Raw genomic sequence first — 11,125 nt, forward strand, 5'->3', positions numbered from 1 at the left:
AATGAAGTTTTTCGAAACTTCTAAATATTTTTCATTAAAAAAATCAACCTACATCAATCTCAGATGGATTGCTATTATTGGCCAACTTATAACAGTTAATGTTATTTATTTTGTTTTTGATTTTAGATTTAATCTAATTCTAGAAAATTCAATAATTTTGATTGGAGCGCTAAGCAATCTTTATTTAATCTATATTAACAAAAACACACAACTGTCAGATAAAATAGCATTCCTTTTTTTATCTATTGATATTTTACAACTGAGTTGTTTGATTTATTTAACAGGTGGAATTATAAATCCTTTTTCAATTTTTTTGATTATCCCAGCTATATTTTCCTCATCTAATTTAGGTTTTAGGAGTAATTTATTGTTAGTCAGCCTCACAGTTTTAGTGATTATTTTTCTTACTTTTTTTAATCAACCTTTGCCCTATCCAATTAAAGAACATTTTCACGTAGACAGCTATTATTACTATTCAATTCCAATCGCATTAATTATTGCTTTAATTTTTTTAAATTATTTTGCCTTAACCTTTGGATCAGAATCTAGAATAAGGAAAGAGGCATTAAATAAAATGGAAGAAATCATGTCAAAAGAACATGAGCTATTATCATTAGGAGGGCAGGCCGCTGCCGCCGCACATTCATTAGGTACACCGTTTTCAACAATGAAGATTATCTCCACTGATTTATTGGAGCGATTTAAAGATAATGAAGATGTAAAAAAAGATATTGAGTTATTATCCAGTCAATTAGAGAGATGTAGTGAAATTTTAAAAAAATTAACATTAAACCCAATAATCGAAGATAATTTTATTGATCGTGATTTAACAATGGCAGAATACGTGAGTGAAATAGTCAAATCATTCCAAGAAACAAGTAAAAAAGATTTTATTGTAAATTATGATCAAAATTCAAATTCACTAAATATAACTAAATCAATAGAAATTGTTTATGGACTAAGAAATTTTATTGGTAATGCAAATAAGTTTTCTGAAAATAAGATTTTTATTAATATAAAAAGTGATAGCGATTTCACAGAAGTTATGATTGAAGATGATGGTGAGGGGTACCCAAAAGATGTTTTGAGTAAAATTGGAGAGCCTTATATTAAATCTTTTAAGTCTTCAATAAAATCTAAATCTGGATTAGGTCTTGGAATTTTTATAGGCAAAACTTTACTTGAAAAAAATTATGCAAATATTTTATGCAGAAATTCCCAAACAAGAAGTGGGGCAGAAGTAAGTATTAAATGGAAAAATGAAGATCTTTTAAAACTTTAATGTAGTTTTTTTTTATTTTCGAATAAGCCACTCAATTGTGAAACCATAACATCTCCAAGTTCATGCACATCTGTTATTTTAATAGCTTTATTGTAATATCTAGAAACATCATGCCCAATACCGATAGCTAAAATTTCAACGTCACTCTTAGTTTCTATAAATTTAACCATTTTTTTTAAATGTTTTTCTAAAAAATCTCCTGAATTAACTGATAAAGTTGAGTCGTCAACTGGGGCACCATCTGAAATAACCATCAGTATTTTCCGTTCTTCTTTTCTTTTTTTAATTCTATTATAGGCCCACGAAATAGCTTCCCCATCAATATTTTCTTTTAATAATCCTTCTTTAAGCATTAAGCCTATATTGTTTTTCGCCTGCCTCCACTGAGTGTCTGCACCTTTATAAATTATATGTCTTAAATCATTTAATCTTCCAGGATTTTTTGGCTTATCATTTTTAGACCAAGCTTCTCTGCTTTTACCACCTTTCCAATTTTTTGTAGTAAAGCCTAAAACCTCTACTTTTACTGAGCATCTTTCTAAAGTTCTAGATAATATATCTGCACAAAGTGCAGCAATTGTTATTGGCCGACCTCTCATGGAACCAGAATTGTCTATTAACAAGGTTACGATTGTGTCCTTAAAATCAAGATCCTTTTCTTTCATAAAAGATAAAGAATTATAAGGATCCATAATTATTCTAGTTAATTTTGAGCTATCTAATAAACCCTCTTCTAAGTCAAACTCCCATGCTCTATTTTGTTTTGCAAGGAGCTGCCTTTGTAGTTTGTTAGCAAGCTTAGTAATTAAATCTTGAAACCCGACAAGTTGTTGGTCTAAATTTTTTCTTAATTTTTGTGTTTCTTTTATATCTTCTAATATTTCAGCTTTTGCAATTTCATCAAATTCTGTGGTGAATACTTTGTAATCTTGATCAATATTATCAACATTTGTTTTTTGTAAAACACTTTCTGCACTCTCCTTTAAAGAATCCGAATCTTCTAATTGCTCTTCCATCTGCTGGTCGCTTAGGTCAAAGCCAGCATCTAAACTAGTCTGGCTGTCATCTTGTTTATTTTCTTCTTCTTTGTCATCAGACTGGCCGTCATTATTGTTCTCTGATTTATTGTCTTGCTCATTTTCTTGTTCATCATTTTCTTCATTATTTTCTTCATTATTTGAAGCAAAGACATCCATATTTTCTAAAATTTCTGAAAATTTTAAACTATAATTATTTTGATCTTCCAAATTTTTACTTAAAAAATCAAAATGTTTATCAATAGATTCGTCAAATTCTTTCTTCCAAAAATCTAACATTTTTGTAGACACATCATTGAGTTCTAATTTAAAGAATTTGTTTAACATGTATAATTCAAAAGCTTCATTCACAGGAACATCTTCTTTATTTTTTAATTGTTCTTTACGATTAGAAAGTATTTTTTGGTTATAATTTTCACTTAAATTTTTTCCAACTCCTTTAAGCATTTTACCGCCAAGAAGCTCATACCTGATTTTTTCGGCAATATTATATAAAGATTTACAAGAAGGATTATTAGGTAGGTTTTTATTAAATATTTCTTTATTTGAAAATTTTTTCTTTAAGGCACCAGAGTCAGTTTCTGCTCTTAGTTTAACAAAATCATTTTTATTTGATAAATTGGTTATATCAAAAAAATTAGTTTTTTTATTACTTAAATCTTTATCTAATTTTTTAACATCTAATTTATAATCTTCGGAAATTACTTTAGCTGTAGAAATTAATGCTTGTTTAAATTGCTCTTTAAAATTGTTTTCTTTTGAGCTCATTTAGATCTGAATATTAACCATCGACTCTGGTAATTCGTCTCCAAAGCATCTCTGATAATATTCAGCTATTGTATTTTTTTCTATATCGTCACACTTATTCAAAAAAGTGACCCTAAAAGCATAACCTGTGTCTTTGAAAATTTCAGCATTTTCAGCCCAATGAAGTACCGTCCTTGGACTCATTACGGTTGATATATCTCCAGCTATAAAGCCTTTTCTAGTTAAAGATGCAACTTTAATCATGTTAGAGACTTTTTCTTTACCTTTTGGGTTGTTTAAATTTTTATTTTTAGCAAGAACGATTTCCATTTCTCTATCAAGACTAAGATAATTTAAAGATGTTACAATATTCCATCTATCCATCTGCCCTTGGTTAATTTGTTGAGTACCATGGTACAATCCTGTTGTATCCCCTAGACCAACTGTATTTGAAGTCGCAAATAATCTAAAAAATTTATTTTGTTTTATAACTTTATTTTTATCTAAAAGAGTAAAATTACCTTCAGCTTCTAATACTCTTTGAATAACAAACATCACGTCTGGTCTTCCTGCATCATACTCATCAAAAACAAGTGCAACAGGGTTTTGAATGGACCAAGGTAAAATACCTTCTTTAAACTCAGTAATCTGTTTTCCATCTTTTACAACAATTGCATCTTTTCCAATAAGATCAATTCTACTTACATGACTGTCTAAATTCACTCTAATACAAGGCCAGTTTAATCTAGCTGCGATTTGTTCAATGTGAGTAGACTTTCCTGTACCATGATAGCCTTGAACCAAGACACGTTTATTAAAAGCAAAACCTGATAAGATAGCAAGGGTAGTATCTCTATCAAACTTATAATTTTTATCTATTTCGGGAACGTATTCACTTCTTTTAGAGAAAGCGTCAACTTCCATATCTGAATCAATTCCAAAACTTTGCTTTAAAGACATTTTAATGTCTGGTTGTATGTTTAAATTAGGTGTCAATTTTTTCCTTATAAGTATTTTTTAGCTGAGTATAAGCCAAAGTAATTAATTTAAGTTTTTCTTCGTATTCTTTATTTCCCAAATTAATATCAGGGTGAAATTTTTTGACAAGAGTTTTGAACTGATCTTGTATTTGTTCCCATTTTTGGCCAACTGAAACACCCAGAATACTAAAAGCTTTAATATCATTAGCATCAAATTTGAATTGATTCATATGGTTATATTCACCTCTAAGCTTGGTTTTATCAAACTCATCTTTTAAAGTGTTGTTCCATAGAACTTTAAAAAAATTATCTGAAGAGCTAAAGCTTTGAGTGGGTTTATGCCAGGTCATGTCAGACTTTAAAAAATCGAATACTTGTTCATCATCCATTCCTTTAAAATAATTCCAATTTTTATTGAATTCTTTAACATGAGCTAAGCAAAGCAATCTGTAGCGTTTACTATTATCTTTCTCAATTGGTGCCTTATATTCACCAGTATCAAAGCAATTATTCCAATCACAAATATTTTTCATGCTGTATAGTAATAAATTATTATTTATGAATATAAACGAATTAATTAAAATTGTTAAAAATAAACTTGAAGCAAAAATTGTTATACAGGATCTTAAAATCGAAGATAAAAGTTTTTTACATAAAAATCATAAAGGAAATCAAGAAGGAATGTTCCATCTAAAATTAATTATTAAATCTGAAGAGCTTAAAAAATTAAATAAGATAGTATCAACCAAGAAAATCTATAATATTTTAGATCATGAGTTGAAAGAACACATACATTCTGTTCAAATACTACTTAGTTAATTCTTTTTTTAAAAAGAGATTAATAGTTTTTTCATTAAACTGTAATTTGTAAACTGGAGAACCTATTCTTTTAAGCAAAACCAGACTAATTTTCTTTGTATTATTTTTTTTATCTTTTTTCATAAAAGATAAAATTGTATTTAAATTTTTTATTGAAAAGAATTTATTAATATCTCTTGGAAGATTTAGGTCATTTAAGTGACCATCAATTAATTTAAATTCTTTTTTATTTAAAATTTTATTTAATAAACTAAATCTAGCAGCAGTTTTAACACCGAGGATAACTGCTTCACCATGATTTAACTTTGCTGAATAACGCAGTGTTGCTTCAAAGGCATGAGCAAAGGTATGTCCAAAATTTAGTATTTTTCTTATACCTAATTCTTTTTCGTCAGCCTCAACTACTTTTTTTTTAATCAAGCAGCTTTGATGAATAGCTGTTTGTATAAAGGGACTTTTTAATTGGATAATTTTTTTTCCATTTTTATTTAAAAAATAAAAAAATTTTTTTCCATTAATAAGTGAGTGTTTTAAAATTTCACCATAGCCACATACAACTTCTCTTTTTGGTAAAGAGTTTAAAAAGTTAGTATCTGATATAACTAGACTAGGTTGATAAAATGAGCCAATTAAGTTTTTACCATATTTGGTGTTTACACCTGTTTTGCCTCCGATTGATGAGTCGACCTGTGAAAGTAGTGTAGTTGGTATATTTACAAACTTTAAGCCTCGCTTAAAAGTGCTTGCTGCAAAGCCTGATACATCACCAGTAATACCACCACCAATAGAAATTAAACAATCATTTCTATTAAAACTTTTTTTTAAAAGAATTGATGTGATTTCATTGACACTTTTTAGATTTTTATTTTTTTCACTCGCATTAAAATAATGAATTGAAACAGATCCTTTTGGTAAAGATTTTAAAGTATCTTTTACTAAATTTTTTGGAATATTTTTGTCAATTACTAGAAGACATTGATTAAAATCAATAGAATTTTCTTTCAAAAATTTATTTACTTTTTTTAAAATATTATTTCCAATAATAATTGAATATTGTTGGCTGTTGGTGTTAACTTTTAATTTAATTAAGCTCATATGTTTTTATTATTGTTTTAACTATTTCATTTTTTGTTAATTTATTACAGTTTATTTTAAAATTAGCTTTTGAATATACTTTCTTTCTTTTATTAATAATGGCTTTAATTTCAAGATCAGTTGAATTTGAGGCTAAGGGTCTTTTTTTACTACCTTTAATTCTTTTAATTAAAATTAAATCATCCCAATCGAGCCAAAAAGAAAAATGATTTTTTAAAATATCTTTTCTTATCTTGTCATTAATAAAACTGCCCCCACCTAAAGAAACAACAACTTTTTTATGTTTTAAAGACTTAATAGTTATTTTTTCTTCTAAATTTCTAAAGTATGCCTCGCCATTTACTTTAAATATTTCTGAGATGGTCATACCAGCATGTTCTTCAATTAAATTGTCTATATCAATGAATGGAATATTCAATTTTTTGGAAACCATAGCCCCAATAGAAGATTTGCCTGACCCCATCATACCTAAAAAAACGAGGTTTTTATTTGAATTCATAAGCTTTCTTTATTGAAAAAACACAAATATGTCTTAATTTGAAATTACTAAAGAATATATGCAATTTTCAAAAAACACAAGTAATCGGAGTGGTAAAAGTTTATTAATCAAAATAGTATTTGTGTTAATTATTTTTATTGGAGCCATAGTACTACTTGGTAATATTGAATTTCCATCTCCAAATAAAGACATTGAAAAAATTATCCCTAATGAAAAACTTAAAATTGTTAAGTAAGAACTATTTTTTAGTTATATTATTTTCCTTATTTTTTGGTTTTGCAACCAACTCACAAGAACCAGTGGATATCTGGGAAGTAGGAGAAAAAAAATCTAAAGAAAACATAATCTTAACTGAAGATGAAGCGGAAAAAAATATTCCACAGAATAGTATTTATGAAATGCAGTCCCAAAAAGAAGGGGAATTAAGTATAGAAGAAACACAAACTTTAATTTCAAAAGAAAAAAAATTAATTGGAATTTATGATCCTGCAGAAAATGGTTTGGATATTAATATGTGGTCTAATTCTAATGGAGATCAAATTTTAAATATCTTTAAAAGAATAGATAAATTGGAACTTTCAAGAGACGCTGCAGAGATTTTGGATGTTTTATTGTTAACAAATGCACATTATCCAGAAATGAATATTTCAAAAGAACAGTTTTTAGAAATTAAATCAAAGTGGCTTATTAAACGCTCAAACTTTGACTTGATTGAAAAATATTTATTAAATAATGAGATTATTAATGAGCATCCAAAACTTACCAAACATTTAGTAGATCATTATTTGTCTCAATCAGATGTTAAAAAAGCTTGTGAAATTTTTTCTAAAATTAATGCACCGATACAAGATTTATATTTATCTAAATTCAATATTTATTGTTTAATTAATAATAATAAAAGAGATGAAGCTCAATTGCTTATCGATCTTCAATTAGAATTAGGCATTGCAGATAAGTTTTTTAGTAAAAAAATTGATTATTTAATGGGGTATAATACAGAACCAGTAACAGAAGTTTCAGAAAAAACAATTTTAGATTTCCATTTATCTCACAGAACGAACCCAGAATTTAAATTTGAACCAAAAAATACTACATCCAGGCAAATATGGAAATATCTATCAACTTCAAATCTATTAGATGATATTAGTGATATTGAGCTTACAGATATAGAGAAAATTAAGAGTATTGAGAAAGCAACACATGAGGGAAATTATGCAGAAAAAGAATTATTTGAACTTTATAAGAGATTTCAATTTAATATTAATCAATTATTAAATATTAAAGAATCAACAAAAGTACTCTCAAGAATTGAGACAAGAGCGCTAATTTATCAAGGAATTTTAATTACTACTGAAATTGAGAATAAGTTACAGTTAATGAACGCCCTCAAAAATTCTTTCAAGAATGACGGTATTGAAAATGCATTTAATATAGAATTAAAAAATTTTTTAAAAAATATAGAAGAGAACAAGGTACCTTCAAATTTTACAACATTTTATCAAGATAATTTAGGTAATGAAGAGACAAAACAAGCAAATATTAAAATAAATAATAAAATTTTACATCAATCAAAATTAATAAATTATTTAAAATTAGAAAAATCTAAAAATGATCCCACAAAAGATATAAATGATTTCTTAAAAAAGATAAAAAAAGATAAAAAATATTTTTTTTCTAAAAAAGATGTAATTTTAGTTGAGACCTTTAAGTCCGATGGTGTCAAGATTTTAGATAAGTATGATGATTTATACCAAATAAACGATTCAGAAATACCTTCTGATATTCAAATATTTGTTAACAGTGGTGATATGGCTGCTGCATTGCTTAGAATTGTTGAGGTTATAGGGCAGGACAGCTTAAATGTTATTGATGAAGATACGTTATACTTTATTATAAGCACACTTAATCAGCTAAATGCGGATCCACTAAGAAATAAAATACTCTTTAAAGTTCTTCCTTTAAAAGTTTAAAATTTATACTAAAATAATCAATCATAATGTCAGTTAAACCAATTTTAACAGAACCAAATAAACTATTAAGGCAGATTTCTAAACCAGTTGAAAATGTTGGTGATGAAGAAAGAAGACTTATGGATGATATGTTGGATACTATGTACGCAGCACCGGGAATAGGTCTTGCAGCAATTCAAATAGGGGTACCAAAAAGAATTATAGTAATGGATATAAGTAGAGATGAAGACAAAAAGGAGCCAAGATATTTTGTTAATCCAGTAATCAAAAATAAAAATGATATAACGTCAAAATATGAAGAGGGTTGTTTGTCAGTTCCTGATCAGTTTGCTGAAATAGAAAGACCAAATGAATGTGAAGTTGAATATTTAGATTACAATGGAAAAAAACAATTATTAAAAGCAGATGGATTATTGGCTACTTGTATTCAACATGAAATGGATCACTTAGAAGGAGTTTTGTTTATAGATTATTTATCTAAATTAAAAAAATCTATGATAATTAAAAAACTCTCTAAGATTAAGTCGAATAGAATAATCGTTTAAATGACAAAGAAAATTGTCTTCATGGGTACACCATTTTTTGCTGTACCAATTTTAAAATCTTTATATGAAAAAAATTATATAATACCTGCTGTATATACACAGCCACCAAAAAAATCTCAAAGAGGTCAAAAAATAAATAAGTCGCCAATACAAATTGTAGCAGAAGATTATAATATAGATTGTAGAACACCAGACACATTAAAAGCAAATAAAGAGGAATATGAATATTTAAAACAACTAGATTTAGATTTAGTAATTGTTGTGGCCTATGGTCAAATAATACCCAAAGAATATTTAAATCTTGCCAAAAAAGGTTTTATAAATATTCACGCCTCCCTTCTGCCAAAGTGGAGAGGTGCTGCACCCATTCAAAGGTCTATTATGAATTTAGAGAAAGAAACAGGAATTAGTATTATGAAAATAGGAGAAAAACTTGATACTGGTCCAGTTGGCAATAGTTATAGAATAAAAATTAAAGATAGTGATAATGCAGAAACAATATCAACTAAACTTTCAATTTTAGCTTCAGAAAAAATCATAGAAAATGTAGAAAATATATTTGAAGATAAATTAACATTTAAAGAACAAGATGAGACAAACGCAACCTATGCTTCTAAAATTGAAAAATCAGAGGGTGAAATTAAGTGGAATGATAATGCAGAAAGTATTATTGGAAAAATAAACGGATTGTACCCAAGCCCTGGGGCCTTTTTTATTTTTAAAGATGAAAGATACAAAATTTTAAAAGCAGAATTAGGAAATAAAAGTGGTGAGATAGGTGAAGTAATGTCCAGTGATTTAGAAATTAGCTGCGGTAACCAAAAATCTATCAAAATTATTGAAATTCAAAGACAAGGAAAAAAGCCTCAAAATATTAATGAATTTGTTCTTGGTTCTCAAATTACAAAAGGCTCAAGAATAACAAATGTTTAGATATCAAGTCTTAATAGAATATATTGGAACTAATTTTGTTGGTTGGCAAATACAATCTAAAGGAAAATCAATTCAAAAAGAAATACAAGTCAAGTTATCAAAATTTTTAAAAGAAAAAGTGGTTTTGATAGGATCTGGAAGAACAGATGCAGGCGTTCATGCAATAGAGCAGTCAGCTCATTTTGATTGCAAAAAAGAAATTCAAAATTTAGATAAGTTATTAAAATCAATTAATCATTTTATAAATGATAAAGGTATTTCTGTTTTAGCAATTAAAAAAAGAAGTCTAAAATTTCATGCACGACATTCTGCCAAACAAAGAATTTATAAATATATAATTTTTAATAGATTAAGTAAGCCCTCTCTTGAAAAAGAAAGAGGTTGGCACATAATCAAAAAATTAGATATTGAGTTAATGAAAAAAGGGGCAAAAAAACTTTTAGGTACTAAAGATTTTTCTACTTTTAGAGCATCAAGCTGTAATGCAAAAAGTCCAATCAAAACTATGAAATCTGTTAAGATTAAATCAAAAGATGGAAGAATTGAAATACAATTTAAATCACAATCATTTTTACAACAACAAGTACGATCAATGGTAGGTAGTTTAAAATACTTAGCTGAAAATAAATGGGATTTAAAAAAATTTGAATTTGTTATTAAATCAAAAAAAAGAATTCTTTGTGCACCACCAGCACCTGCTGAGGGATTATTCTTAGAAAAAGTTATTTACTAGTTTTTTGTCGGCCAATACTAAATTTTTTATTAATTCTCCATCTAGATTCTGCTCTAACAATATAACCACAACAATTTTTTGACTTACATTTGCATGGAAACTGTTTGTAATCTTCATCATAACCAAAACCATAATCGGCTGTAATCTCTTCACCTTTTTTAATATCTTTTATAGCAACCACCCATAATTTTAAACCCGTCCCGTTATAATCGCAATTATTAGAACAAGAGTGATTTATTAAACGTGCTGTGTTCCAAGAAACATCTCCATCCAAGTCATATTTTTTATTTAAATTAAATAAATATATGGGCTTTGCATTATCAAACTTTTGTGATTCTTCTGTTTGTTTCTTAGTGATAATTTTACCTACATAATCAATAATTCTAGTACCTTTTTTGATATCTTTTGCAGCATACAGGCCACGACCTTTTTTATCGATGTCAGATTTTTTAATTTTGTAAAGTTTCATTGTGAGTTCTTTAATG

Annotated in this window: 12 protein-coding genes; 6 read left to right on the forward strand and 6 right to left on the reverse strand. The window is 27.4% G+C overall.

Annotation, left to right across the window (positions count from 1 at the left end):
* Position 1: 1 nt before the first annotated feature.
* Positions 2 to 1,282, forward strand: a complete 1,281-nt coding sequence (locus AC5SL3_RS00230) for an ActS/PrrB/RegB family redox-sensitive histidine kinase (protein ID WP_494578144.1) — start codon at positions 2 to 4, stop codon at positions 1,280 to 1,282.
* On the opposite strand, the gene AC5SL3_RS00235 is transcribed toward AC5SL3_RS00230, so the two are convergent.
* The 3 genes from AC5SL3_RS00235 to AC5SL3_RS00245 are packed head-to-tail and all read right to left on the reverse strand — an operon-like array spanning position 1,279 to position 4,579.
* Positions 1,279 to 3,087: a cobaltochelatase CobT-related protein gene (locus tag AC5SL3_RS00235; RefSeq protein WP_494578146.1), complete on the reverse strand. Its 1,809-nt coding sequence runs from the start codon at positions 3,085 to 3,087 to the stop codon at positions 1,279 to 1,281. The two genes, AC5SL3_RS00230 and AC5SL3_RS00235, sit on opposite strands and share 4 nt — an antisense overlap.
* The gene (gene cobS, locus AC5SL3_RS00240; RefSeq protein ID WP_494578148.1) at positions 3,088 to 4,062 is read right to left on the reverse strand and encodes a cobaltochelatase subunit CobS; all 975 of its coding nucleotides are present in this window, start codon (positions 4,060 to 4,062) and stop codon (positions 3,088 to 3,090) included.
* Positions 4,052 to 4,579 carry a J domain-containing protein gene (locus AC5SL3_RS00245; protein ID WP_006997453.1) on the reverse strand — a complete coding sequence of 176 codons (528 nt, stop codon included), beginning with the start codon at positions 4,577 to 4,579 and terminating at the stop codon, positions 4,052 to 4,054. The genes cobS and AC5SL3_RS00245 overlap by 11 nt, the downstream gene beginning before the upstream one ends.
* A 25-nt stretch (positions 4,580 to 4,604) precedes the next feature.
* Here AC5SL3_RS00245 and AC5SL3_RS00250 point away from each other — a divergent pair, with 25 nt between their 5' ends.
* On the forward strand, positions 4,605 to 4,865 hold the full coding sequence (locus tag AC5SL3_RS00250; protein ID WP_494578150.1) for a BolA/IbaG family iron-sulfur metabolism protein: 261 nt from the start codon (positions 4,605 to 4,607) through the stop codon (positions 4,863 to 4,865).
* Here AC5SL3_RS00250 and aroB read toward each other — a convergent pair.
* Positions 4,854 to 5,960, reverse strand: a complete 1,107-nt coding sequence (gene aroB, locus AC5SL3_RS00255) for a 3-dehydroquinate synthase (RefSeq protein WP_494578152.1) — start codon at positions 5,958 to 5,960, stop codon at positions 4,854 to 4,856. The genes AC5SL3_RS00250 and aroB overlap by 12 nt on opposite strands.
* Complete coding sequence (locus tag AC5SL3_RS00260) at positions 5,947 to 6,459, reverse strand: shikimate kinase (RefSeq protein ID WP_494575169.1); 513 nt, start codon at positions 6,457 to 6,459, stop codon at positions 5,947 to 5,949. The genes aroB and AC5SL3_RS00260 overlap by 14 nt, the downstream gene beginning before the upstream one ends.
* A gap of 209 nt (positions 6,460 to 6,668) precedes the next feature.
* Between AC5SL3_RS00260 and AC5SL3_RS00265 the strand changes: the two genes are divergently transcribed.
* Genes AC5SL3_RS00265 through truA form a run of 4 tightly spaced genes read left to right on the forward strand, consistent with a single transcriptional unit; the run spans position 6,669 to position 10,640 of the window.
* A complete protein-coding gene (locus AC5SL3_RS00265) occupies positions 6,669 to 8,429 on the forward strand; it encodes a hypothetical protein (protein ID WP_494578154.1) in 1,761 nt (586 codons plus the stop codon).
* Positions 8,430 to 8,455: 26 nt separating this feature from the next.
* Positions 8,456 to 8,974 carry a peptide deformylase gene (gene def, locus AC5SL3_RS00270; RefSeq protein ID WP_020169025.1) on the forward strand — a complete coding sequence of 173 codons (519 nt, stop codon included), beginning with the start codon at positions 8,456 to 8,458 and terminating at the stop codon, positions 8,972 to 8,974.
* The gene (gene fmt, locus AC5SL3_RS00275; RefSeq protein ID WP_278387013.1) at positions 8,975 to 9,907 is read left to right on the forward strand and encodes a methionyl-tRNA formyltransferase; all 933 of its coding nucleotides are present in this window, start codon (positions 8,975 to 8,977) and stop codon (positions 9,905 to 9,907) included.
* A complete protein-coding gene (gene truA / locus AC5SL3_RS00280) occupies positions 9,900 to 10,640 on the forward strand; it encodes a tRNA pseudouridine(38-40) synthase TruA (RefSeq protein ID WP_271615766.1) in 741 nt (246 codons plus the stop codon). The genes fmt and truA overlap by 8 nt, the downstream gene beginning before the upstream one ends.
* On the opposite strand, the gene AC5SL3_RS00285 is transcribed toward truA, so the two are convergent.
* Positions 10,630 to 11,109: an SET domain-containing protein gene (locus AC5SL3_RS00285; RefSeq protein ID WP_006997444.1), complete on the reverse strand. Its 480-nt coding sequence runs from the start codon at positions 11,107 to 11,109 to the stop codon at positions 10,630 to 10,632. The two genes, truA and AC5SL3_RS00285, sit on opposite strands and share 11 nt — an antisense overlap.
* Positions 11,110 to 11,125: the final 16 nt, after the last annotated feature.

The organism is Candidatus Pelagibacter sp. PS_34 (assembly GCF_059417845.1).